This is a genomic window from Arenimonas sp. (assembly GCF_036275555.1).
Lineage (GTDB): Bacteria > Pseudomonadota > Gammaproteobacteria > Xanthomonadales > Xanthomonadaceae > Arenimonas.
Genome location: NZ_DASUDO010000048.1, coordinates 72301 through 94910 on the forward strand (window position 1 = coordinate 72301; position 22610 = coordinate 94910).

Annotated in this window: 23 protein-coding genes; 12 read left to right on the top strand and 11 right to left on the bottom strand. The window is 70.6% G+C overall.

From position 1 onward, the window contains the following. The first annotated feature begins 3 nt into the window (after positions 1-3). Positions 4-276, top strand: coding sequence for a hypothetical protein (locus VFV21_RS13130; protein ID WP_329669869.1), 273 nt, complete (start codon positions 4-6; stop codon positions 274-276). A gap of 71 nt (positions 277-347) precedes the next feature. On the opposite strand, the gene VFV21_RS13135 is transcribed toward VFV21_RS13130, so the two are convergent. From VFV21_RS13135 to VFV21_RS13155, 5 genes are all read right to left on the bottom strand, one after another. Next, complete coding sequence (locus VFV21_RS13135; RefSeq protein ID WP_329669870.1) at positions 348-947, bottom strand: outer membrane beta-barrel protein; 600 nt, start codon at positions 945-947, stop codon at positions 348-350. A 126-nt stretch (positions 948-1073) separates the two neighbouring features. Continuing rightward, on the bottom strand, positions 1074-1544 hold the full coding sequence (locus VFV21_RS13140; RefSeq protein WP_329669871.1) for a tRNA (cytidine(34)-2'-O)-methyltransferase: 471 nt from the start codon (positions 1542-1544) through the stop codon (positions 1074-1076). Between the two features lie 21 nt (positions 1545-1565). Beyond that, complete coding sequence (locus tag VFV21_RS13145) at positions 1566-1787, bottom strand: hypothetical protein (protein ID WP_329669872.1); 222 nt, start codon at positions 1785-1787, stop codon at positions 1566-1568. Positions 1788-1900: 113 nt separating this feature from the next. Next, positions 1901-2677 (bottom strand): hypothetical protein, encoded by a 777-nt coding sequence (locus tag VFV21_RS13150; RefSeq protein WP_329669873.1) that lies wholly within the window; start codon positions 2675-2677, stop codon positions 1901-1903. Next, on the bottom strand, positions 2671-3384 hold the full coding sequence (locus VFV21_RS13155; RefSeq protein WP_329669874.1) for an SDR family NAD(P)-dependent oxidoreductase: 714 nt from the start codon (positions 3382-3384) through the stop codon (positions 2671-2673). The genes VFV21_RS13150 and VFV21_RS13155 overlap by 7 nt, the downstream gene beginning before the upstream one ends. 101 nt (positions 3385-3485) lie before the next feature. Between VFV21_RS13155 and VFV21_RS13160 the strand changes: the two genes are divergently transcribed. From VFV21_RS13160 to VFV21_RS13180, 5 genes are all read left to right on the top strand, one after another. Beyond that, positions 3486-6356, top strand: a complete 2871-nt coding sequence (locus VFV21_RS13160; protein ID WP_329669875.1) for a pitrilysin family protein — start codon at positions 3486-3488, stop codon at positions 6354-6356. 71 nt (positions 6357-6427) lie between these two features. Then, complete coding sequence (locus VFV21_RS13500; RefSeq protein WP_414638587.1) at positions 6428-6820, top strand: DUF4156 domain-containing protein; 393 nt, start codon at positions 6428-6430, stop codon at positions 6818-6820. Positions 6821-6920: 100 nt separating this feature from the next. Further along, a complete protein-coding gene (locus VFV21_RS13170) occupies positions 6921-7937 on the top strand; it encodes a 3-oxoacyl-ACP synthase III (RefSeq protein WP_034212769.1) in 1017 nt (338 codons plus the stop codon). A 198-nt stretch (positions 7938-8135) separates the two neighbouring features. Further along, a complete protein-coding gene (locus VFV21_RS13175; RefSeq protein ID WP_329669876.1) occupies positions 8136-9554 on the top strand; it encodes a serine hydrolase domain-containing protein in 1419 nt (472 codons plus the stop codon). Next, positions 9551-10576 carry a hypothetical protein gene (locus VFV21_RS13180; protein ID WP_329669877.1) on the top strand — a complete coding sequence of 342 codons (1026 nt, stop codon included), beginning with the start codon at positions 9551-9553 and terminating at the stop codon, positions 10574-10576. Before VFV21_RS13175 ends, VFV21_RS13180 begins: the two co-directional genes overlap by 4 nt. Positions 10577-10589: 13 nt before the next feature. On the opposite strand, the gene VFV21_RS13185 is transcribed toward VFV21_RS13180, so the two are convergent. The 3 genes from VFV21_RS13185 to VFV21_RS13195 all read right to left on the bottom strand — a co-directional run bounded on the left by VFV21_RS13185 (position 10590) and on the right by VFV21_RS13195 (position 13134). Next, positions 10590-11417 (bottom strand): alpha/beta hydrolase family esterase, encoded by an 828-nt coding sequence (locus VFV21_RS13185; RefSeq protein WP_329669878.1) that lies wholly within the window; start codon positions 11415-11417, stop codon positions 10590-10592. A 30-nt stretch (positions 11418-11447) separates the two neighbouring features. Further along, complete coding sequence (locus VFV21_RS13190; RefSeq protein ID WP_329669879.1) at positions 11448-11936, bottom strand: VOC family protein; 489 nt, start codon at positions 11934-11936, stop codon at positions 11448-11450. 145 nt (positions 11937-12081) lie between these two features. Next, positions 12082-13134, bottom strand: a complete 1053-nt coding sequence (locus VFV21_RS13195; protein WP_329669880.1) for an ornithine cyclodeaminase — start codon at positions 13132-13134, stop codon at positions 12082-12084. A gap of 129 nt (positions 13135-13263) precedes the next feature. On the opposite strand from VFV21_RS13195, the gene VFV21_RS13200 reads away from it, so the two are divergent. From VFV21_RS13200 to VFV21_RS13210, 3 genes are read left to right on the top strand one after another with little or no spacing between them, the layout of a single operon-like run. Further along, positions 13264-13683 carry an Lrp/AsnC family transcriptional regulator gene (locus tag VFV21_RS13200; protein WP_329669881.1) on the top strand — a complete coding sequence of 140 codons (420 nt, stop codon included), beginning with the start codon at positions 13264-13266 and terminating at the stop codon, positions 13681-13683. Between the two features lie 11 nt (positions 13684-13694). Next, positions 13695-14546, top strand: a complete 852-nt coding sequence (locus VFV21_RS13205; RefSeq protein WP_329669882.1) for a hypothetical protein — start codon at positions 13695-13697, stop codon at positions 14544-14546. Beyond that, a complete protein-coding gene (locus tag VFV21_RS13210; RefSeq protein ID WP_329669883.1) occupies positions 14543-15667 on the top strand; it encodes an NADH:flavin oxidoreductase/NADH oxidase in 1125 nt (374 codons plus the stop codon). The genes VFV21_RS13205 and VFV21_RS13210 overlap by 4 nt, the downstream gene beginning before the upstream one ends. A 52-nt stretch (positions 15668-15719) precedes the next feature. Here the strand turns inward: VFV21_RS13210 and VFV21_RS13215 are convergent, their stop codons facing one another. Genes VFV21_RS13215 through VFV21_RS13225 form a run of 3 tightly spaced genes read right to left on the bottom strand, consistent with a single transcriptional unit; the run spans position 15720 to position 18836 of the window. Beyond that, a complete protein-coding gene (locus VFV21_RS13215) occupies positions 15720-16418 on the bottom strand; it encodes an ABC transporter ATP-binding protein (RefSeq protein ID WP_329669884.1) in 699 nt (232 codons plus the stop codon). Next, positions 16411-17613, bottom strand: a complete 1203-nt coding sequence (locus VFV21_RS13220; protein ID WP_329669885.1) for an ABC transporter permease — start codon at positions 17611-17613, stop codon at positions 16411-16413. Before VFV21_RS13220 ends, VFV21_RS13215 begins: the two co-directional genes overlap by 8 nt. A 5-nt stretch (positions 17614-17618) precedes the next feature. Next, entirely contained in the window at positions 17619-18836 is a 1218-nt protein-coding gene (locus VFV21_RS13225) for an efflux RND transporter periplasmic adaptor subunit (RefSeq protein WP_329669886.1), read from the bottom strand. Positions 18837-18997: 161 nt separating this feature from the next. Between VFV21_RS13225 and VFV21_RS13230 the strand changes: the two genes are divergently transcribed. Genes VFV21_RS13230 through oleD form a run of 3 tightly spaced genes read left to right on the top strand, consistent with a single transcriptional unit; the run spans position 18998 to position 22597 of the window. Continuing rightward, complete coding sequence (locus VFV21_RS13230) at positions 18998-19927, top strand: alpha/beta fold hydrolase (RefSeq protein ID WP_329669887.1); 930 nt, start codon at positions 18998-19000, stop codon at positions 19925-19927. A 1-nt stretch (position 19928) separates the two neighbouring features. Next, the gene (gene oleC / locus VFV21_RS13235) at positions 19929-21599 is read left to right on the top strand and encodes an olefin beta-lactone synthetase (protein ID WP_329669888.1); all 1671 of its coding nucleotides are present in this window, start codon (positions 19929-19931) and stop codon (positions 21597-21599) included. After that, entirely contained in the window at positions 21596-22597 is a 1002-nt protein-coding gene (gene oleD / locus VFV21_RS13240; protein ID WP_329669889.1) for a 2-alkyl-3-oxoalkanoate reductase, read from the top strand. The genes oleC and oleD overlap by 4 nt, the downstream gene beginning before the upstream one ends. Positions 22598-22610 lie beyond the last annotated feature (13 nt).

Sequence of the window (22610 nt, forward strand, 5' to 3'; positions counted from 1 at the left end):
GCGATGATCGTCCTCGTCAGCGTGCTGCTGCTGGCGGTCGTCCTGCTCACCGCCACCCTGCTGCACCTGCTGGCCGAATTCGCCCTCGCCCGCGGCCTGGTCGCGACCCCGCTGTGGCGCCACGCCCCCGCCCTGCTCCGCACCGCCCACGCCGCCGCCCGCGACGCGTCGCTGGACGCCCCTGCGCGAACCGCGGCCGGCGGCGCCGTGTTGTGCGCGTGGCTGCTGCTGGGGGTCTTCGTCGCCTTCGCCGCCGCCGCCACGCAAATCAAATGAACCAGGTCCATTTGATTAAAAAAAAAGCCCGGCGTGAGCCGGGCTTTTTGGTGTTGCTTGGAGCGGTTGGATCAGAAGCTGGCGCGCAGGCCGACCGTGTAGATCTCGTAGTCGTCGCCGATGGTGGCTTCGCCGACCACGCCCCAGGTCTGCGTGAACTTGTACTGGGCGCCGAGGGTGCCCGAGAAATCGCCGTCGGCGTTGTCGCCGTCGTTGTAGTTGGCCTTGATCAGGCCCTCGAAGTTCTCGGTGAACGAACCACGCAGGCCAACCGAGGCGCGGTAGCCGTCTTCGCTGCCGAAATCGTCGATGTCGAAGTCATTCCAGGCCAGCTCGGAGATCAGGTCCAGGTTGTCCGACAGGTCGTGGGCATAGCCCAGGCCCAGTTCGGTCTGGCTGATGTCGAGCTCCGGACGCGAGCCGGGCAGCGTGAACTCCACGTCCGCCTGCTGGTAGCCGCCGAAGCCGTAGAAGCCCGACTCGCCGAACTCGAACGAACCGCGCACGCCAAAGCCGTCGCCGTCGCCGTCGATGGTGCCGAGCGGGGACGGAAGCTCCTGGTTCACGTGGTTGTAGTTGCCTTCGATGTAGGTGTAGCTGAGCTTGTCGTCGGCCTGCGCCGAGAACGGAATCGCGGCAGCGAGGGCCAGGGCAAAGAGGGAACGCTTCATGGGATGGATCCTTTTTTTGTGGGGGCGCCCGACGCACCGGAATGCGTCGGACTGGGGCGCAGTATGCGAATCGCAAAGTAACGGAACATTAACGACGCGCTGTTTTCGCCCTTGCCCTGCCATCAGTCATGCCCCAAGCGATCCCGCGTATCCATGCTGGCGCCACGCTTCGAACACCGCGACCGCCACGGCATTCGACAGGTTCAGGCTGCGCTGGCCCGCGCGCATCGGCAAACGCAGGCGCTGCGCTTCGGGGATCGCATCGATGACGTGCGTGGGAAGCCCGCGTGTCTCCGGACCAAACAACAGAGCGTCCCCCGTTTGGTACTGCACGGAATCGAAGCGCACGCTGGAACGCGCGCTGAACGAAAACACCCGCGGCCGTCCCAGCGCCGCCAGGCAATCGGCCAGGGATGCGTGCCGCCGCACGCTCGCGAACTCGTGGTAGTCGAGCCCCGCGCGCCGCAGCTTCGCATCCTCGAAGTCGAAGCCCAGCGGCTCGACCAGGTGCAGCGCCGCGCCGGTGTTCGCGCAGAGGCGAATCACGTTGCCGGTGTTGGGCGGGATCTCGGGTTCGAACAGGATGACGTTGATCATCCCGGCATTATCGCCCGCGCCTCAGCCCGCGCAGCGCAGCCGCCGGCCCAGTCCGCCGAGGTCGCCCGGCATGCGCGCCAGGCCCAGGGCGCCGACCGGCTCCGCCTGGCCGCAGCCGGCTTCCATCGCGGCGGGTGCCGCCACCACGACCGGCACCGGCGTCGCCGGCGCGAAGGCGGCGACCGCCACGGCCAGCAGGGGGAGGGCGGAGAAGCTGCGGCGGAGCGGCGTGGCGAAGCGCATGGTCGGAGGTCCGTGGCGGGATACCCCTGCCTCAGCAGGTTTCGTGCCAGCCGCGCGGGCCTTTCAAAGCAAGCACTTGCGCGTGTCCGGCGGGTGTCCGCCGGTGTCCGCGCTCAGGCCCGGACGCGGCAGGCGGACAGCGGCTGCCCGGCGAAGGCCTGCCACTGCGCCTCGGTCGCGGCACGCGCCGGGGTCGGGAACTCGATGCGCGCGACCAGCTGCGACTCGCCGTCGTCGTCGCGCAGGTTGCTCAGGCCCTCGAAGCGAAGCAGCCGGCGGCTGTCGCGGCCGTAGGCCACGTCGATGTGCGGCGCGATCCAGCCCAGCAGGCCGCCCAGCCGCAGGCGGAAGGTCTCGGCCGGTTCGCCGCCGAACTGCGCGCTGCCTTGGCGGTTCACCTTGAAGCCCAGCGACTCCAGCCGCGACGGCACCGCGAAGCGCAGCGGCACCGATTCGCCCGCCACCAGCGGCGTCCAGTTGTCGCGGATGAATTCATCGAAGCCGGCGTCGGCGACCAGGCGCGTGTCGTCCTGCAGCGGCGCGCTGCGCTCCGCCTCGCCCCGCCCTTCGCGCACCCACAGCGACTCGACGCCGGTGCGGCGCCGCAGGCCCTCGCGGTAGCCGATGCGTGCGTCCTCGAACACGAATTCCGGCGCCACCGCCGAGCCGCGGTAGTCGACCCGCTTGCGCGCGAACGGCGTGCCGTCGCCGCAGCGATACAGCACCAGCCGCTCGGTCGGCTCGCCGTCCTGGCGCCGCACGAGGTGCTGCTCGCGATACAGCAGGCGGTCGCTGTCGGGCTCGCGCGCCACGCCTTCCTCGAAGGTGAGCGAGGCCAGCGCCGTCGTCGGCGCGCACAGGCAGGCCAGCACCAGCAGTCGCTTCACCATGGCAGCGTTTCTCCATTCCGATCCAGGAAAACACCGGCCGGCAGGCCCGGAACGTCATTGACCAGCGTCAGCAGGCTGCGCACCGATTCGTCGGCGGACAGCTCGGCGCCCTCGCCGCCCATCGCCGTGCGCACCCAGCCCGGGCTGGCGGTGACCACGCCGATGCCCATCGGGTTCATCGCGTGCGCCATCAGCACGCCGGCCATGTTCAGCGCCGCCTTGCTGATGTTGTAGCTGGGCGTGCCGAACGCGGCGGTGGACGCGATCGAACCCAGCTTCGAGCCGAGGTTGAGCACGCGCGGCCGCGTGCCGCGCGCCAGCAGCGGCGCCAGCGCCTGCGCCAGCAGCATCGGACCGGTGACGTTGGTGGCGAAGGTGCGCGCCATCACGTCCGCGCGCAGCTCGCCGAAGCGCTCGCCGCGCTCGAGCACGCCGGCGTTGTTCACCAGCAGCTCGAGCCCGTCGTGCATTCCCGCCAGCGCCTGCACGAAGGCCTGGCGGCTCGCCTCGTCGTCCACCGACAGCGCCAGTACCTGCAGCTGCCCGGGGTGCGCCTTCGCCAACGCGGCCAGTTCGTCGGCCGATGCGGGGCGCCGGCAGGTCGCGACCACGCGCGCGCCGCGCGCCAGCAGCTGGCGCACGAACTCGAGGCCCAGGCCGCGGCTGGCGCCGGTGACGACCGCGCGTTGTGAAGGGGATGTGCTCATCGCGGCGCCACTATGGCCTTCGGCCTAGTGTAAGGACCGTCAAGGCAGGCTAGCATCCGAATCCCCCGGCATGTGCCGGAAGTCAGCCTACAAGGTAGCCCATGACCTCGATCCGCCGTCCGCGCGCCAGCGCGCTTGCCCTTGCCGTCGGCCTTGCCGTCGCCAGTCTCTCGCCGCTGCATGTCCCGGACGCCGTGGCCAAGGAACAGGCGCAGCCCGCGCTGGTCGCCGACATCGCCTTCGAGCAGTTCACCCTGCCCAACGGCCTGCGCGTGATCGTGCACACCGACCGCAAGGCGCCGATCGTCGCCGTCAATATCTGGTACCACGTCGGCGCCAAGAACGAGCTGCCGGGCCGCACCGGCTTCGCGCACCTGTTCGAGCACCTGATGTTCCAGGGCAGCGAGAACTACAAGGGCGAGTTCTTCGAACCGTTCGAACTGGTGGGCGCCACCGACCAGAACGGCACCACCAACTCCGACCGCACCAACTATTTCCAGAACGTGCCCACCACCGCGCTCGACATGGCGCTGTGGATGGAATCGGACCGCATGGGCCACTTCCTCGGCGCGGTGACGCAGGAGCTGCTCGACGAGCAGCGCGGCGTCGTCCAGAACGAGAAGCGCCAGGGCGAGAACCAGCCCTACGGCCAGGTCTTCGAGCGCCTGCTCAAGGCCAGCTACCCGGAAGGCCACCCGTACAGCTGGACCACCATCGGTTCGATGGCCGACCTCAGCGCCGCCTCGCTCGATGACGTGCAGCGCTTCTTCAAGACCTGGTACGGCCCGAACAACGCCGTGCTGGTGCTGGCTGGCGACATCGATGTCGCCACCGCGCGCGAGAAGGCGATGAAGTACTTCGGCGACATCCCGGCCGGCCCGACCATGGCCCAGCCGAAAGTCGACCCGGCCCCGCGCACCACTTCCACCCGCGACACCTTCACCGACAAAGTGCCGCAGGCCCGCGTCTACCGCGCCTGGAACACCGCCGAGTACGGCAAGCCCGACGTCGAGCACCTGCAGCTGCTGGCCCAGGTGCTGGGCGGTTCGCGCAGCTCGCGCCTCGACAAGCGCCTGGTGTTCGAAGACAAGCTCGCCGACAACGTGTCGGCCGCGGCCTGGCCGAACCTGCTGGGCGGCCTGTTCTTCATCCAGGTGGACGTGAAGCAGGGCGTGGACGTCGCCACGGTCGAGAAGGCGCTGGACGAAGAGCTGGCGAAGATCCTGGCCGACGGCCCGACCGCCGCCGAGCTCGAGCAGGCCCGCACCGTGTACAAGGCCGGCTTCGTGCGCGGCATCGAGCGCATCGGCGGCTTCGGCGGCAAGGCCGACGCGCTGGCCGAGTGCGCCGTGTTCGCGGGCGACCCGGGCTGCTTCCGCGACAGCCTGCGCACGCTCGAGACCGCGACTGCGAAGGACCTGCTCGCCACCGGCCGCCGCTGGCTGTCGAAGGGCGACCACACCATCGTCGTCACCCCCGGCGAGCGCGTGCCCACCGTCGAGGCGCCCAGCGTGACCCCGCCGGCCGCCACCGCCGTGCCCGCCGCCGACAAGAAGTACACCGTGGTCGAGACCGGCGTGGACCGCAGCAAGGGCGTGCCGGTCACCGAAACCTTCCCGTCGCTGGCCTTCCCTGCCCTGCAGCGCACCGAGCTCAGCAACGGCATGAAGGTGATCCTGGCCGAGCGCCCGGGCCTGCCGGTCGTGCAGATGAACCTGCAGCTCGACGGCGGCTACGCGGCCGACCTGGGCGGCAAGCTCGGCACCTCCAGCTTCACGATGGGCATGCTCGACGAAGGCGCCGGTGACTACGACGCCCTCACCTTCGGCGATCGCGCCGAGGCCCTCGGCGCCAACCTGGGTTCCTCCGCCAACCTCGACGGCGGCAGCGCCTATCTGTCGGCCCTGAAGGAAAACCTGGACGAGTCCGTCGCCCTGTTCGCCACCATGCTGCGCGAGCCGCGCTTCGACCAGAAGGAAATCGAGCGCGTCCGCCAGAGTTGGATCGCCGGCATCAAGCAGGAGAAGGCCCGCCCGAACGCGGCGGCGCTGCGCCTGCTGCCACCGCTGATGTACGGTGAGAACCATCCGTACGCGATCCCGTTCAGCGGCTCCGGCACCGAAGCCTCGATCGCCTCGCTGACCCGCGACGACCTCGTGGCCTTCCACCAGCGCTGGGTGCGTCCGGAAGGCGCCACCCTGGTCATCGTCGGCGACACCACGCTGGCCGAGATCACCCCGGTGCTCGAGAAGCACCTGGGCAGCTGGAAGGGCGAAGGCCAGGCCGCGGCGCAGGCGGCGATCCCGGCGGTGGCCCTGCCGGCCAAGCCGCGCGTGTTCCTGGTCGACCAGCCGGGCGCCATCCAGGCCAACGTCTACGTCGGCCAGCTGGTGCCCTCCACCCGCGATGACCAGGCCACCGAGCTCGAGATCGCCAATGCCGTGCTGGGCGGCGAGTTCAGCTCGCGCCTGAACATGAACCTGCGCGAAGACAAGGGCTGGGCCTACGGTTCCTATAGCTTCGTGCAGGCCGCGCTGGGCCAGCGCCCGTGGATCGCCTTCGCCGCGGTGCAGATCGACAAGACCAGCGAGTCGATCGCCGAGCTCAAGCGCGAGATCACCGAGTACACCACCGGCCAGGTGCCGGCGGCCGCGGCCGAGGTGGCGAAGATCCAGGCCACCGAGATCCGCAGCCTGCCGGGTTCGTACGAAACCGCCAACGCCGTGCTCGGCGCCATCGGCGGCATCGTCCGCTACCAGCGCCCGGACGACTACGTGGTCCGCCGCCGCGCCGAGATCGAGGCCCTGACCCCGGCCGTGGTGCAGGAGGCCGCCAAGGCCATCCGGCCCGAGGCCCTGACCTGGGTGATCGTGGGCGACCTGTCCAAGATCGAGGCGGGCGTGCGTGCGTTGAACCTCGGCGAGGTGCAGGTGGTGGATGCCGACGGCAAGCCGGTGGCCGCCGCGAAGTAAGCCGCCGGACTCATTGCCGGTTCAGCACGGGCGGGGCGACAATCCCGCCCGTGTTCTTTTGGAGAGACAACGTGCGCAAGCTTGCCCTGGTCCTGCTGCTGATCCCCCTCGCCTCCGCCTGCACCTGGGTGAAGATGGCGCCCGGTGCCAAGGAAGTGCGCGTGGCCCGTGCCGACCAGGACCTCTCGGCCTGCACCAAGCGGGGCGAAGTGTCGGTCTCGGTGAAGGACCGCCTTGGCCCCTACGACCGCAACGACCTCAAGGTCCGCGACGAGCTCGAGACCCTGGCCCGCAACGAGGCCCCCAGCCTGGGCGCCGACACCGTGCAGCCCAAGGGCCAGCCGATGGATGGCGAGCAGCGCTTCCTGGCCTTCAGCTGCGGCAGCGCCAGCCTCGGCACCCGTGCCCCGGCGCCCCGCCCGGCGGCCGAGGGCGAGGCCGAAACCTACCCGATCGCCGACTGAGGCGCCGGGCACGGTTCTTCACATCCCGGGGCCGCGGAAGTTGAGAGGACGGTTGTAAACAGGTAACTTTGACGGGTTTCCCTCAAGGCGAATCCTGCCCATGCTGTTCCAGCACGTCTCCATCGCCGGCCTCGCCCACATCGATGCCCCGCATCGGCTGAGCTCCGCCGACCTCAATGCCAAGCTCCAGCCCACGATGGACCGGCTGGGCATCAAGACCGACGTGCTGCAGGACATCGCCGGCATCTTCGCCCGTCGCCTGTGGGACGACGAAACCCAGGCCTCCGATGCCGCCACCCTGGCCGCCGAGAAGGCCCTGGCCGACGCCGGCGTGCCGCGCGAGAAGATCGGCCTGCTGGTCAACACCTCCGTCAGCCGCGACTTCCTCGAGCCGTCCACCGCGTCCATCGTCTCGGGCAACCTGGGCTTGGGCGAGAACTGCCAGAACTTCGACGTTGCCAACGCCTGCCTCGCCTTCCTCAACGGCATGGACATCGCCAGCCGCATGATCGAGCGTGGCGAGATCGAGTACGCCCTGGTCGTGGATGGCGAGACCGCCAACCTCGCGTACAAGAAGACCATCGAGCGCCTGAGCGCGCCCGACGTCACCGAAGAGCAGTTCCGCAACGAACTGGCCACGCTGACGCTGGGCTGCGGCGCCGCCGCCATGGTGCTCTCGCGCGCCGAGCTCACCCCCGACGCGCCGAAGTACCGCGGCGGCGTCACCAAGGCCGCCACGCAGTGGAACACCCTGTGCCGCGGCAACCTCGACCGCATGGTCACCGACACCCGCATGCTGCTGATCGAAGGCCTGAAGCTCGCCACCGCCACCTTCGGCGCGGCGCGCCAGGCGCTGGGCTGGGTGGTGGATGAACTCGACGAGTTCGTCATCCACCAGGTCAGCCAGGTGCACACCCAGGCCTTCATCAAGGCCTTCGGCATCGACCCGAAGAAGGTGCTCACCATCTTCAACGAGCACGGCAACATCGGCCCCGCCTCGGTGCCGATCGTGCTGAGCAAGCTGCGCGAGATGGGCCGCCTGAAGAAGGGCGACCGCGTCGCCCTGCTGGGCATCGGCTCCGGCCTGAACTGCTCGATGGCCGAAGTGGTCTGGTAACCCCAGCACTTCTCCCTCTCCCCTCGGGGAGAGGGCCGGGGAGAGGGAAGCCCCCTCGCCACGAAAGCCCGCCCCCCCCGGCGGGCTTTTGCATTCCAGCGCCAGCCCGCGCGCAGACGCTCCGGCCTTCCCTCGGCACTGCCGGACCGCCCACCCGCCTGTGTCAGACTCGGCGCCATCGTCCCTGCGGCCACACCGATGATCCGCCCGCCTTGCCTCGCCCTGATCCTCATCGCCGCCCTGGCACTGGCACCGGCCTTCGCCGCGGGCCAACCCCCGGTTCCCGATACGCCAGCGGGCCAGGTCTTCGGCCAGTGGCTCACCTCGTTCAACGCGGCCGACGCCACGCGCATCGGCGAGTTCCAGCGCACCTACGAACGCGAAACCCCGGTCGAGGATGTGTTGCAGCAGCGCGCGGAGACCGGCGGCTTCACCCTGGTCGCGCTTGAGTCCGCGTCGCCGAACCAGCTGTCCGCCACGCTGCAGGAAGTGGAGCTGCCCGACAGCCGCCTCCGTTTCGATCTCACCGTCGAACCCGGCACGCCGCACCGCATCACCGCGCTGGACGTGGAGTACCTGCCCACGCCGCGTCTGGACGAAGCGGCCGCGATCGCCGCCGTGGTGGCGCGAGCCGATGCGCTGGCCAGGCAGGATCGCTTCAGCGGCGCGGTGCTGGTGGCCCGCGGCGACAAGATCCTGCTGGAGCAGGCCTGGGGCCTGGCCGACCGCGCGCAGGGCACGCCGAACACCATCGACACCCGCTTCCGCCTCGGCTCGATGAACAAGATCGTGACGGCGGTGGCGGTGCTGCAGCTGGTCGAGGCGGGCAAGCTCGCGCTCGACACCCCGATCGGCGAGTACCTCCCGGATTGTCCGAATCCGGACGCGGCGGCGAAGGTCACGATCCGCCACCTGCTCACGCACCGCGCCGGCGTCGGCGAAATCGGGTTCGGTGAATCGCCGGAGTTCAAGTCGCCCGCCGAATTCATCGCGCGGCGCGACGCGATGCGCACGCCCTCCGATTACCTCGCGCAGTACGCGGGCCAGGCGCTGGCCTTCGAGCCCGGCAGCCAGACCGAGTACTCCTCGCTGGGCTTCATGGTGCTGGGCGCGCTGGTCGAACGCGCCAGCGGTCAGGACTACTACGCCTACGTGCAGCAACACATCCTCGATGTCGCGGGCATGGCGCGCACGGGCTCGCTGCCGGAGACCACGCCGGTGGAGGGCCGCGCCGTGGGGTACCTGCGCCAGGGCAAGGCCTGGGTGCCGAACGGCGACACGCTGCCGTTCCGCGGTTCGCCGGCCGGCGGCGGCTACGCCACCGTGCGCGATCTTCACCGCTTCGTGCAGGCGCTGCAGGCCGGCCGCCTGCTGTCGCCGGCGATGGTGGCCGAAGCCACGCGCCTGCAGAGCGGCTGGCAGGGCCTGGGTTTCGAAGTCGTGGGCGAGGGCGCGCTGGCGAGCTACGGCCACGGCGGCATGGCGCCGGGCATGAACGCGCACCTGCGGGTTTATCCGCAGCTCGACCTCACCATCGTGGTGCTGAGCAACCTGGATCCACCGGCGGCTGGCCTCGTTTACGCCTACCTGCACGAACGCATGCCGGTTCCCGAATGACCGCGACGCGCCCGCAAGCCACACCTCGCTTCCGCTGGGCATTCCCCGCCTTCGCGGCGGCGGTGATCGCGGCCAACGCCGTGCTGGTGCACCAACACCCTTCGCTGGCCGGCGCGCCCGCGCCCGAATGGCCGGTGATGTTCGACCTGCTGCTGTTCCTGCCGCTGGTCTGCCTCGCGCTGCACTGGCGCCAGGGTTGGCGAACCGCGGCGCTGAAAGCCGCGGCGGTCGCGGGGCTGGGCGCATTGGCCGGCAGCCTGATCCTCCCGGCCGACAGCAAGCTCCTTTGGCGCACCGTCGAAGAGCTGCGCCTCCTGCTGATCGTGGGCGTGCTGCTGGTGCAGGCCGGCGTGCTGGTGATGCTGCTGCGCGCGGTGTTCAACGCGCGCCACGGGCAGAACCTGGAGCTCGCCCTGGCGGAGGCGATCAGGCAGCGCTTTGGCGATACCGCGTTCGCGCGGGTGCTCCAGCTCGAGGGGCGCCTCTGGCTGTACGCGCTCGCGCGGCGTCCGGTGCGCCACGCGTTCCCGGGGCATCGGCATTTCAGCGTCGGCAGGCAGGGCATGAACGCTTCGAACCAGTTCGCCTTCCTGGTGCTGGTGGGCGCCGAGCTGCCGGTCGCGCACCTCCTGCTCATGATGTTCGATCCGTTCGTGGCCCTGGTCGTGACCGCGCTGTCGGCCTACGGCTTCCTGTTCCTGCTGGCCGAGTACCGCGCCACGCAGCTGCGGCCCGTCAGCGTCACCGAGGACGGCCTGCAGCTTCGCCACGGCGTCGCCACCGATTTGCGGCTGGATTGGGACGCCATCGCCTCCGTATCGCCCACCTGCGGCGCGGTGCGGCGCGCCCGTGGCGAGCTGCGGATGGTGGGGATGGGCGAGGCGAACGTGCGGATCGAACTGAAGGCAGGGACGTCGCTGCCCGGCCTGTTCGGGTCGCGCCCGGTCGAGCGGATCCATCTCGGCGTGGATGATCCCGAGGGACTGTTGGCGGAGATCCGGGCCAGGCAGTCCGGCGCCTGAGCAGACGTTGCCCTCAGCGGGTCGGCGCGTGCGCCTCGAAGAACGCCCACATCACCGCCGTCGCGTCGACCGATCGGCTGCCGTGGCTGCGCGCATGCCCGGGCCAGTCGTGCTCGCCGCGGCGAAAGCTGTAGAGCACCACCGGGGCCTTCTCGTCGCACACCCAGCGATGCCGGCGCACGCCTTCCGCGCGCTGCTTCGGGCCGTCCAGCGCTTCAACCGTAGCGGTTGGCCTGCAGCCCTCGCGCGCCGCCCAGGCCTGGCCCAGCGCCGGGATGTCGAGCGTGCGTTGTCCGCCCCGGTACGGCAGCGATGAATCCCGTTCGCCGTGGAAAAGGACCACCGGCGGCTTGTCGCCGAGGCCGCTGTCATCGGGCGCGGCCCCGGCCACGAAACCCGCGGCCACCACGCGGGTCGGCTCCTGGCAGGCAAAGCGCCAGCTCATCTGCGCGCCGCCCGAATAGCCATTCATGAACACGCGCGCGGGATCGACCAGGCCTTCGGCCGCCAGTGCGTCGATGAGTGCGCGCAGGAAATACACGTCGGGGCTATGCGGCCCGAAGATCCGCCAGCGCTCGCCCCGCGACAGCGGGTAGGCCACCGCGGCGCCGTGCGCGGCGGCAACCGCGTTCCAGCCCGACATCGCCTCGATCTGCCCCGCCGTCTGGCCGTGGCCGTGCAGCGTGATCACCAGTGGCGCACGTTTTGCATCGGGCGGTAAGAACAGGTTGAACTGGCGGCGCTCGCCGGCAGCATCGAGTTCACGCGGCGTCGCAGCCGCATCCGCGACGGCGGGCGACGCACTCGCCAGCGCGACCAAGAAGACGGCACGCCAGAGCAAGGCCGACGACTCGAGCGCCGGCTCCACCGACTAGCCCCGCACCGCCGCCTCGATGGCCGCCACGTCGATGCAGGTCATCGTCATCATCGCTTCGAACGCGCGCCGGCCCACCTCGGGATCCGGATCGGCGAGAGCGCGCGTGAGTACGCGCGGGGTGATCTGCCAGTTCACGCCCCAGCGGTCCTTGCACCAGCCGCAGGCACTGGGTTGGCCGCCGTTGGCGAGGATGGCGTTCCAGTAGCGGTCGGTCTCCGCCTGGTCCCCGGTGGCGACCTGGAACGAAAATGCCTCGGTCTGCGGGAAGGCCGGGCCGCCGTTGAGTCCGAGGCAGGGGAGGCCGAGCACGGTGAAGGTGACCGTCAGCACGTCGCCCTTCTTGCCCGAAGGAAAATCGGACGGGGCCTTGAAGATGCCGTCGACCTGGCTGTCGGGGAAGGTCTCCGCGTAGAAGCGGGCGGCGTCCAGTGCGCCGCCGTCGTACCAAAGGCAAACGGTGTTGCGGGCGATGGGTGCGGTCATGGCGGCTTCCTCGCGGCGCGGTATTCCCTGCACCCGGGACGCTAGCACCCGGTGTCCCCCGTTGCCACCACGGCCCGGCCGGGTCGACCACCTGCCGTCGACAAGATCGACGCGCGCCCGCTGCTGCGCGGGCGCGCGCGACGCGTCAGGCCACCTTGAGCCGCGCGATCGCCGGCGCCGCCGCCAGCTCGCCGAACAGGTCCTTCGGATCGCGCAGCACCGGGATCAGGCCGGCCTCGTGGCCCAGGCCCAGCTCCTTGGCGCAATCGCGCACCAGGCGCAGGGCCGAATAATCCTCGAGCGCGAACCCGACCGAATCGAACAGCGTCACTTCGGCGCCGTTGCGGCGGCCGGCGGCGCGCAGCGTCAGCACTTCCCACAGCTCGGTGGCGGGGAAGTCGGCCGGCATCTGCTGCAGCTCGCCCTCGATGCGCGACTGCGGCTCGAACTCGACGAACACCGACGCATTCGCCACCACCTCCGGCGCGAGCTCGGTCTTGCCGGGGCAATCGCCGCCCACGCCGTTGATGTGCATGCCGGGCTCGATCATCTCGGGCGTCAGGATGTCGGCATTGGCCTTGTCCGCGGTGACCGTGGTCACGATGTCGGCGCCGCGCACGGCCTGGGCCACGCCGGCGCTGCGCACGACGCGCAGGGCGGGCGCGGCGACGGCCAGGTTGCGCACCAGCTTGTCGGTGGCGGCCGGGTCGGTGTCGAACACGCGCACTTCCTCGATGCCCATCAGGTGGTGGAAGGCGAGGGCCTGGAACTCGCTCTGGGCGCCGTTGCCGATCAGCGCCATCGTCTTCGCGTCCTTGCGCGCCAGCAGCTTCGCGGCCATCACCGAGGTGGCGGCGGTGCGCAGCGCGGTGGTCAGGGTCAGCTCGCTGATGAGGGTCGGCATGCCGGTGTCCATGTCGGCCAGCACGCCGAACGCGACCACGGTCGAGAGGCCCAGCTTGGTGTTGCCCGGATGGCCGTTGACGTACTTGAAGCTGTATTCCTTCGCGTCCGCGACCGGCATCAGTTCGATCACGCCCAGCGCCGAGTGCGCGGCCGAGCGCGGGCTCTTGTCGAACTCCGGCCAGCGGCGGAAGTCCGCCTCCAGGTAGTCGACCAGGCGGCCGAGCAGGGCCGGCAGGCCGTTGGCGGCGACGATGCGGGTGAGGTCCTGGGTGGTGAGCTGGGTCATGGCCATCGGGGTGCTCCGGGTGGGCGATTCGGTGAGGCCATTGTCCGGACCCGGGTGCCAGGGCGAAATGGCAAGAATGCTACGTTTTAGCCAGAAACCTGCTAAAACGGCAGTAAGAAATGCCGGAGTGTCCAGATGGACGACCTCGACCAGCGCCTGATCGCCAAGCTCCGCCACGACGGCCGCGCCGCGGTCGCCGACCTGGCCAAGGCCCTGGGCGTCTCCCGCGGCACCGTCACCAACCGCATGGCGAAGCTGCAGCAGGAGGGCGTCATCGCCGGCTACACCGTCCGCCTGCGCCCCGATGCCGCCCCGGACGAGATCTGCGCCTGGACCTCGCTAGCCGTCGAAGGCAACCAGCACCGCGTCATCCGCGCGCTGCTCGGCGAACCCGGTGTCGCTGCCCTGCACGACACCAACGGCCGCTGGGACCTGCTGGCCGAACTGCGGGTGGGCAGCCTGACCGAACTCTCCGCCACGCTCGAGCGCATCCGCGGCATCGAGGGCGTGAGCGCCAGCGAAACCAGCGTGCACCTGCGGACCCTGCGCGGATAAGGAATCCATCGATGAAGTTCACGAGCCGGCAAGACATCGCTCGATACTACGACCGGGTGACCGCCCGGGCTGAGGACCTCGCGCCGCACCTGCGGCGGGCCCGGGACCCGTTCGAAGAATCCGACATCGAAGACGTCGCCAGCCTGTTGGCCGGGGGAGTGGAAACGGTGTTCGCGCCCCTCGCGGCGCACCAACGCACGGCCTATTCGGCATTGCAGGCGCTGGGGCCCGAGCTCCTGGTCTGCGAGCGCACGACGAGGAACGCGGTTGACCGACCACTTTGGCTCTGTGATGCCTTTGTCGGCGCCGGCGAGCGGTACGTGCGTGTCGGCGCGTACTTCCGGGGGGACTCGATCGCCGAGGCAGGCGCGCGCAGCGTGTACTGGTTTCGCTATGCGGCGCTTCCGCCACCGATTGCCGAGGCGTACTACTCGACGATCGCCGGCCTGGAAGTCATGGATCGGTTGCCGGGGGATCCGCTGCAGAGTCGCGTGCTGCCGGCGATGATCCATGTGTGGCTTCGCGCGGACCAGGTTGGCAGCGCCGTGCCGCCAAAGACCATGAAGGCGGGGCTGTCCGCGGTGGCCGATCCGGACGCGGTGCCGCGCCCCGATGGCCTGGTCTGGAAGTCCTTCGCCTGCGTCCTGGACAGTCGGGAGAAAGAGGCCCAGGGTACGGAGGGCGACCTGCTGTTCGTCCAGGAGCGCAGCGCGACGCAGCGGGTTTTCCACGTGCATGACGGAGACTTCGCATCGATCCGCCTGGTCCAGGACCCGGTGCACCTCTACGACCAGTACGTCGCCTGGGTATTCGCCGGTGGCGTCGGCCGATTCGACTTCTGCGCACACAGCAGGCCGGCATGACTACCCCCAAACTCTTCGAACCGCTTTCCGTTGGCGCGCTGTCGCTCGCCAACCGCATCGTCATCGCGCCCATGTGCCAGTACTCGGCGGTGGACGGAAGGATGACCGACTGGCACGTGATCCACCTCGGCCAGCTGGCGCTGTCGGGCGCCGGCCTGCTCACGATCGAGGCCACGGCCGTGCTTCCCGAAGGGCGGATCTCCTACGGTGACGTCGGGCTCTGGGATGACGCCACCGAGGCGGCGATGGCGACGGTGCTGCAGTCCGTTCGCCGATGGTCTTCGATGCCGATCGCGATCCAGCTGGCCCACGCCGGCCGCAAGGCGTCCACCGACCTGCCGTGGCAAGGCGGCAGGCAGATCGCGCCCGATCACGCCCACGGCTGGCAGACCGTCGCGCCGTCCGCGTTGCCATTCCACGACACCGACAACGCCCCCGTGGCGATGACGCCCGAGCAGATGGACGAGGTGCGCGACGCCTTCGCAGCCGCCGCGCGCCGCGCTGCGCGCCTGGGGCTCGACGCCGTCCAGATCCACGCCGCGCACGGCTACCTGCTGCACCAGTTCCTGTCGCCGCTGTCGAACCGGCGCGACGACGAGTACGGCGGCTCGCTGGAGAACCGCATGCGCTTCCCGCTGGACGTCTTCGACGCGGTGCGCGCGGCCTTCCCGGCGGACAGGCCGGTCAGCGTGCGCGTGTCCGCCACCGACTGGGTCGCCGGCGGCTGGTCCACCGAGGACACGGTGGCTTTCGCGAAGGCGCTCGAGGCGCGCGGCTGCAGCGCCATCCACGTCTCCACCGGCGGACTGCATCCCGCGCAGCAGATCCCCGTCGGCCCCGGCTACCAAGTGCCGCACGCGCGCACGGTGAAGCAGGCCGTGGCGATCCCCGTGGTCGCGGTCGGAATGATCACCGACTACGACCACGCCGAGGCCATCGTCGCCACGGGCGACGCCGACCTCATCGCCATCGCCCGCGGCATCCTCTACGACCCCCGCTGGCCCTGGCACGCCGCCGCGCACCTGGGCGCCAGCGTCACCGCGCCCCCGCAATACCTGCGCTCCCAGCCCCGCCAGTTCCCGAACCTCCTGACCGCAAATGAACCAGGTTCATTTGCTTAAGGTGCCTGGCTCGAACCGTTCGTCCGGGCAAATGAACCTGGTTCATTTGCGGTCAGCGGATTTGGCCGTCGACGAGGGTGATGGTGCGGTCGCATCGGGCCGACAGGCGCGGGTCGTGGGTGACCAGCAGGACGGCGCAGCCGAACTCGCGGTTGAACTTGCGGAAGAGTTCGAACACCTCGCCGGCGGACTGGCTGTCGAGGTTGCCGGTGGGTTCGTCGGCCAGCAGCAGGGCAGGGCGGGTGACCAGCGCGCGGGCGACGGCGACGCGCTGCTGCTGGCCGCCGGAGAGCTGGTCGGGCTTGCGGTGCTCAAGGCCCGACAGTCCGACGTCGGCCAACAGCGCCCGCCCGCGGTCGAGCTGCTCGCGCGTGGGCTTGCCGCTCGCCACCATCACAGGCATCAGTACGTTCTCCAGCGCGGTGAAGGCCTGGATCAAATGGTGGAACTGGAACACGAAGCCGATCGCACTGCCGCGCAGCGCCGTGCGGCCGGCATCGTCCATGCCGCGGGTCGCCTGGCCGAGCAGGTAGAGTTCGCCCTGCGTCGGGCGGTCGAGCAGGCCGATCACGTTGAGCAGCGTGCTCTTGCCCGAGCCCGAGGCGCCCACCAGCGCCGCGAAGTCGCTGCGCTGCAGCCGCAGGTCCAGCCCGTGCAGCACCTCCACCTCGGTCGGCTTGCCGACGTTGTAGCTCTTGCGCAGGCCCGCGAGCCGCAGCACTTCCTGCCCGGCGTCATGCGTCTCAGACATGGCGGATCGCCTCCACCGGGTCCAGGCCCGAGGCGCGCCGCGCCGGCACCGCCGCCGCCACGATGCCGGTCACGGTGGCCAGCGCCGCCGCGCCGACCAGCAGCCACGGGCTCACGGGAATGAAGAACAGCTTCGGCCCGAACGTGTTGAACGCGCCCACCAGCGCATAGCCCGCCACCCCGCCGACCAGCGACCCCGCCAGCCCGAAGATCGCGCCCTGCATCAGGAACACCCGCAGCATCTGCGGCCGCGTGGTGCCCATCGCGCGCAGGATGCCAATCTCGCGCGTGCGCTGCACCACGCTCACCGACAGCACGCTGGCGATGCCCAGCGCCACGCTCAGCGCCACGAACAGGCTGATCATCTGCGTGCTCAGGCTTTGCGAGCGCAGCGCGTTCATCAGCTGGGCATTGGTCTCCATCCAGCTCTCGGACTTGAGCCCGGTCAGCCGGCCGATGCGCGCCGCGATCGACTTCGCCGCGAAGATGTCGTCCACGGTCACGTCGATCACGGTCGCCGCGCCCGGCAGGTCCAGCAGCGACTGCGCCTGCTTCATGTCCAGGTACACGTAGCGCGAATCCAGTTCACGCACGCCCAGCTCGAAGATGCCCGCCACGTTCACCACGCTCTCGCGCCCCTGGCCGCCATCCAGCCGCAGCTTGTCGCCCACCCGGATGCCGAGGTCGGCGGCCAGCTGCTTGCCGATCACCGTGTCGCCGGCACCGATGCGGAACACGCCGGCCACCACGTCGTCCTGGATCGGGATGATGCGCTGGTAGCGCCCGGCGTCGATGCCCACCAGCGCCACCGACTCCAGCGCCTCGCCGCGCCGCGCGAACGCCGGGCCTGAGATCACCGGCGACACCGCGGTCACCTGCGGCAGCGTGTCCAGCACGTCGCGCACCTGCTGCCAGTTGTTGATCGAACGCAGCCGCTGCGCGCGCTTGTTCTCCAGCACCAGCTGCACGCTGCCGTCGGCGGGCGCCAGGATGCGGTTGGTTTCCTCGGTGGGCTGCACGCGGATATGCGCCTGCGTGCCCAGCGTGCGGTTGATGATGTTGCCCTGCAGGCCGGTGATCAGCGCGGTCAGGAACACGATCACCGCCACGCCCGTGGCGATGCCGACCAGGATCAGCGTGCTCTGCGCCTTGCCCTCGCGCAGGAAGCGGGTGGCGATGGTCCATTCGATCCACATCGGCGTCAGTCGAGCTTGGCCGGCAGTTCGTTGCGGGTGGCGGCGTCGCCGGCAGCGGCGGGCAGCGCGCTGTCGCGCGCGCGCACGCGGTCGCCCTCGGCCACCGGTGCCTTGGCGTCGGCCAGTACCCGGTCGCCTTCGGCCAGGCCCTCGGTGACCTCGGTCATCGCCAGGCCGCGCAGGCCCAGCGTCACGGTGCGGCGCACGGCGCGGCCGTCCACCACCGCCCACAGTTCGGCGCGGCCGTCGTCGGTGGTGGCCAGGGCGTCGTTGGGCACGACGATGGCGCGTTCGCGGCGGCCGGTCTCCACGTTCACCGACACGGTCATGTCCTGGCGCAGGAAATCAGGCGCGGGCGACACGGTGAGCCGGATGTCCACCGAGCCGCGCTGCGGGTCCACGCTGGGCGCGATGAAGCTGACGCGGGCCGGGAAGGGGCGCGAGGGGAAGGCATCGGCCACGCACATCGCCGGCTGGTCCAGCGCCAGCACCTCGAGGTTCTTCTCGTCCAGCGGCAGCAGGATCTCGGTGTCGCCGGCGCGCGCGATCTCGAACAGCACGCGGCCGGGCTGCACCAGGTCGCCGGGCTCGGCGTTGCGGGTGAGCACGGTGCCGGCCACTTCGGCGCGGATCGTGGTCTTGGCCAGCTGGGCCCGCGCGGTTTCGAGCCGGGCCCGGGCGGCGGCCTCGGCGGGTTGGCCGGCGGCGAGGGCGGTGGCGGCCAGGCGGGCCTGTTCGGCGGCGGAGCGGGCGGTGGTCTCGGCCTGGGTGGCCTGCTCCAGGGCTTCGCGGGCGATCAGCTGGCGGGCGAACAGGTCGCGGCGCCGCGCGGCCTCGCGGCTGGCCTGGGCCAGCCGGGCCTCGGCCTCGCGCAGCGCGGCCTGGGCCTGCGGGCGGGTCGCCTGCTGCAGCTGGGCGAGGGCGGATTCGGCCTCGCGCACGGCGGCTTCGAGGTCATCCGCGCGCAGCACCGCCAGCACGTCGCCCGGCTGCACCACGTCGCCTTCCTCCACCCGCCGCTCGACCACCACCGCGGTAACCGGGCTGCCCACCTGCGCCCGCGACACCGCCGCCACCCGGCCGGTGGCGACCACGGTCTGCACCAGCGGCCGGGCGGTGACCGGGTAGCCGTCGAGCACCGGGCCGCGCAGGGACTGCAGGCCGGTCCAGCCCAGGACGAGCGCGACCAGGGCCAGCGCGGCAAGGACGAGGGGGCGCTTCATGGACGGGCTCCGGGGTGTGCTCCGCCGAGGATAGCGAGTCGCCCGGTGATGCCGGGGAAAAATGTACCAGGTTCATTTGTTCGGCCGAGATCGCACGCCTTTGCCAGCATCCGGCCCGAATAAATGAACCTGGTACATTTTTCCTCGTAGAATCCGGGGCCATGAATCAGACCACCCTCAGCGCCGAACAGGCGCGCGTCCTCGCCAAGGGTCCGTTCCCGGACTATCCCTTCGTCCCGAAGTCCTTCGTGCACCCGAATGGCCTCACCCAGTCCTACCTGGACGAGGGCGAGGGCGACCCGGTGCTGATGCTGCACGGCAACCCGTCCTGGTCGTACTACTGGCGCCACCTGGTGCTGGGCCTGCGCGACGACTACCGCTGCATCGTGCCCGACCACATCGGCATGGGCCTGTCCGACAAGCCCGACGACAAGGCCTACAGCTACACCCTGCGCAGCCGCATCCAGGACCTGGACCGCCTGCTGACCCACCTGGGCGTGGGCGACGACCTCACCCTGGCGGTGCACGACTGGGGCGGCATGATCGGCTTCGGCTGGGCGCTCAAGCACGGCGCCCGCATCAAGCGCCTGATCATCCTCAACACCGCGTCCTTCCCGCTGCCGGCCAGCAAGCCCTTGCCCTGGCAGCTCAAGCTGGGCCGCGACTACAACCTCGGCGCGCTCGCCATCCGCGGCTTCAACGCCTTCGCGGCCGGCGCCACCCGCCAGGGCGTGGTGCGCAAGATGCCCGCCGACGTGCTCAAGGCCTACGAGGCCCCGTACGACAGCTGGAAGAACCGCATCTCCACCCTGCGCTTCGTGCAGGACATCCCGTTGGCGCCGGGCGACCGCGCCTGGGACCTGGTGGAAGAGGCCGGCAAGCGCCTGGCGTCCTACGCCGACCGCCCCGCCTACCTGGGCTGGGGCCTGCAGGACTTCGTGTTCGACCACCATTTCCTGAAGGGCTTCGAGGAGGCGCTGCCGCGCGCCGAGAAGCAGGTCTACGAGGACGCCGGCCACTACGTGCTCGAGGACAAGCACGAGGTGCTGGTGCCGCGCCTGCGCGACTTCCTCGACCGCAACCTGCTGTGAGATGACGGCGGCCTGCAACATCGCCGCCGCGCTGCCGCGGCTGGCCGCCGAGGCGCCCGATCGCGTCGCCATGCGCTGCCCGGGCTCGCGCGGGCCCGGCGGCTTCGCCCGCCACGACCTCACGCTCAGCTACCGCGAACTCGACCAGCGCTCCGACGCGATCGCGGCGGGACTCGCGAAGCACGGCATCGGCCGCGGCACCCGCGCGGTGGTGATGGTGCGGCCCTCGCCCGAGTTCTTCCTGCTGATGTTCGCCTTGTTCAAGGCGGGCGCCGTGCCGGTGCTGGTGGATCCGGGCATCGACAAGCGCGCGCTGAAGCAGTGCCTCGGCGAAGCTAAGCCCGAGGCCTTCATCGGCATCCCGCTGGCGCAGTTCGCGCGGATACTGCTGCGCTGGGCGCCGTCGGTGCGCACGCGCATCACGGTGGGTCGCCGTTGGTTCTGGGGCGGCGCGACGCTGGCTGAGGTCGAAGTCGCGGGCCACGGCGCGGGCCCGCAGCTGGCCGACACCGCGGGCGACGACGTCGCCGCGATCCTGTTCACCTCCGGCTCCACCGGCGTGCCCAAGGGCGTGGTCTACCGCCACCGCCACTTCGTCGCGCAGATCGACCTGCTGCGCGACGCCTTCGGCATCCGGCCCGGTGGCGTGGACATGCCGACCTTCCCGCCGTTCGCGCTGTTCGACCCGGCCCTGGGCCTGAGTTCGATCATCCCCGACATGGATCCCACCCGGCCCGCCAAGGCCGACCCGCGCAAGCTGCTGCACGCGATGAAGGCCTTCGGCGTCGACCAGCTGTTTGGCTCGCCGGCGCTGATGAAGGTGCTGGCCGACCACGGCCAGAAGCTCGACGGCCTGCGCCGCGTCACCTCCGCCGGCGCGCCCGTGCCCGCCGACGTGGTGGCGCGCATCAGCGCCCTGCTGCCGGACGACGCGCAGTTCTGGACGCCCTACGGCGCCACCGAGTGCCTGCCCGTCGCGGTGATCGAAGGCCGCGAACTGCAGTCCACCCGCGATGCCACCGAACACGGCGCCGGCACCTGCGTCGGCCGCCCGGTGCCGCCGAACGAGGTGCGCATCATCGCCATCACCGACGCCGCGATCACCGACTGGTCGCAGGCGCAGGTGCTGGGCGCGGAAGCCATCGGCGAGATCACCGTCGCCGGCCCCACCGCCACCGACGAATACTTCAACCGCCCGCAGGCGACCGCGCTGGCGAAGATCCGCGAGACCCTGCCCGACGGCAGCACGCGCGTGGTGCACCGCATGGGCGACCTCGGCCGCTTCGACGCCGAGGGCCGGCTGTGGTTCTGCGGCCGCAAGTCGCACCGCGTGCGCACGGCGCTGGGCAACCTCTACACCGAGCAGGTCGAGCCGGTGTTCAACACCCATCCCGACGTCGCGCGCACCGCGCTGGTCGGCGTGGGCGAGGGCAACGACCAACGGCCCGTGCTTTGCGTCGAGATGGCGCCGAACCTGCCGATGTCGGAGCACGAGCGCGTGCTCGACGAGCTTTATCGCCTCGGCATGGGCTATGTGCACACCGCGCGCATCCACGATTTCCTGATCCACCCGGGCTTCCCGGTCGACATCCGCCACAACGCCAAGATCGGCCGCGAGCAGCTGGCGGCCTGGGCCGCGAAGCAGCCGCGCGTGCCGCGGAGGAACGCATGAAAGTGCTCGTGACCGGCGGCGCCGGCTTCCTCGGCCAGGCCCTGTGCAAGGCGCTGCAGGCCGAAGGCCACGACGTCACCAGCTTCCAGCGCAGCCACTCGCCGGCGCTCGAGGCGATGGGCGTGCGCCAGGTGCGCGGCGACCTCGCCGACGCCGCGGCGGTGCTCGCCGCCTTCGCGGGCCAGGACGCCATCTTCCACAACGCCGCCAAGGCCGGCGCGTGGGGAAGCGTGGAAAGCTACTTCAGCGCCAACGTCACCGGCACGCGCAACGTGCTGGCGGCGATGCGCGCGCACGGCATCGCGCGGCTGGTGTACACGTCCACGCCCAGCGTCACCCACAGCGGCCGCACACCCGTGGAAGGCGGCAACGAGGACAACACGCCTTACGGCGAGCACTTCCGGGCGCCGTATCCGGCCACCAAGCTGATCGCGGAAAAAGAGGTGCTGGCCGCGAACGACGCCACGCTCGCCACCGTGGCGCTGCGCCCGCGCCTGATCTGGGGCCCGGGCGACACCCAGCTGCTGCCGCGCCTGGTCGAGCGCGCGAACGCGGGCCGCCTGCGCTTCGTCGGCGGCGGCCACAACCGCATGGACACCACCTACATCGACAACGCCGCGCAGGCACACGTCGATGCCTTCAAGGCGCTGGTGCCAGGCGCGCCCTGTGCGGGCAAGGCGTATTTCATCTCGAATGGCGAGCCGCGGCCGGTGCGCCAGATCGTCAACGACATGCTGGCCGCCGCGGGCGTGCCGCCGGTCACCGGCAGCGTGCCGTACCCGGTGGCGTACGCGGCGGGCGCCGTGCTCGAGGCCGCGTGGACGCTGCTGCGCCTTCAAGGCGAGCCACCGATGACGCGCTTCCTCGCCGAACAGCTGTCGACGCCGCATTGGTACGACATCTCCGCCGCCCGCCGCGATTTCGATTACGTGCCGCGGTTGTCCACCGCGGAAGGCCTGGCGCGCCTGGCCGCCTGGTGGCGCGCGGGCGCTCGCTAGTTCCGCGTGAAGG

Coding starts and splice junctions, on each gene's coding strand:
- VFV21_RS13230 (WP_329669887.1), top strand. CDS start 18,998: ATGAATCAGACCACCCTCAGCGCCGAACAGGCGCGCGTCCTCGCCAAG.
- VFV21_RS13135 (WP_329669870.1), bottom strand. CDS start 947: ATGAAGCGTTCCCTCTTTGCCCTGGCCCTCGCTGCCGCGATTCCGTTC.
- VFV21_RS13155 (WP_329669874.1), bottom strand. CDS start 3,384: ATGAGCACATCCCCTTCACAACGCGCGGTCGTCACCGGCGCCAGCCGC.
- VFV21_RS13210 (WP_329669883.1), top strand. CDS start 14,543: ATGACTACCCCCAAACTCTTCGAACCGCTTTCCGTTGGCGCGCTGTCG.
- VFV21_RS13170 (WP_034212769.1), top strand. CDS start 6,921: ATGCTGTTCCAGCACGTCTCCATCGCCGGCCTCGCCCACATCGATGCC.
- VFV21_RS13190 (WP_329669879.1), bottom strand. CDS start 11,936: ATGACCGCACCCATCGCCCGCAACACCGTTTGCCTTTGGTACGACGGC.
- VFV21_RS13150 (WP_329669873.1), bottom strand. CDS start 2,677: ATGGTGAAGCGACTGCTGGTGCTGGCCTGCCTGTGCGCGCCGACGACG.
- VFV21_RS13225 (WP_329669886.1), bottom strand. CDS start 18,836: ATGAAGCGCCCCCTCGTCCTTGCCGCGCTGGCCCTGGTCGCGCTCGTC.
- VFV21_RS13215 (WP_329669884.1), bottom strand. CDS start 16,418: ATGTCTGAGACGCATGACGCCGGGCAGGAAGTGCTGCGGCTCGCGGGC.
- oleD (WP_329669889.1), top strand. CDS start 21,596: ATGAAAGTGCTCGTGACCGGCGGCGCCGGCTTCCTCGGCCAGGCCCTG.
- VFV21_RS13205 (WP_329669882.1), top strand. CDS start 13,695: ATGAAGTTCACGAGCCGGCAAGACATCGCTCGATACTACGACCGGGTG.
- VFV21_RS13145 (WP_329669872.1), bottom strand. CDS start 1,787: ATGCGCTTCGCCACGCCGCTCCGCCGCAGCTTCTCCGCCCTCCCCCTG.
- VFV21_RS13130 (WP_329669869.1), top strand. CDS start 4: ATGATCGTCCTCGTCAGCGTGCTGCTGCTGGCGGTCGTCCTGCTCACC.
- VFV21_RS13220 (WP_329669885.1), bottom strand. CDS start 17,613: ATGTGGATCGAATGGACCATCGCCACCCGCTTCCTGCGCGAGGGCAAG.
- VFV21_RS13180 (WP_329669877.1), top strand. CDS start 9,551: ATGACCGCGACGCGCCCGCAAGCCACACCTCGCTTCCGCTGGGCATTC.
- oleC (WP_329669888.1), top strand. CDS start 19,929: ATGACGGCGGCCTGCAACATCGCCGCCGCGCTGCCGCGGCTGGCCGCC.
- VFV21_RS13200 (WP_329669881.1), top strand. CDS start 13,264: ATGGACGACCTCGACCAGCGCCTGATCGCCAAGCTCCGCCACGACGGC.
- VFV21_RS13140 (WP_329669871.1), bottom strand. CDS start 1,544: ATGATCAACGTCATCCTGTTCGAACCCGAGATCCCGCCCAACACCGGC.
- VFV21_RS13195 (WP_329669880.1), bottom strand. CDS start 13,134: ATGGCCATGACCCAGCTCACCACCCAGGACCTCACCCGCATCGTCGCC.
- VFV21_RS13160 (WP_329669875.1), top strand. CDS start 3,486: ATGACCTCGATCCGCCGTCCGCGCGCCAGCGCGCTTGCCCTTGCCGTC.
- VFV21_RS13175 (WP_329669876.1), top strand. CDS start 8,136: ATGATCCGCCCGCCTTGCCTCGCCCTGATCCTCATCGCCGCCCTGGCA.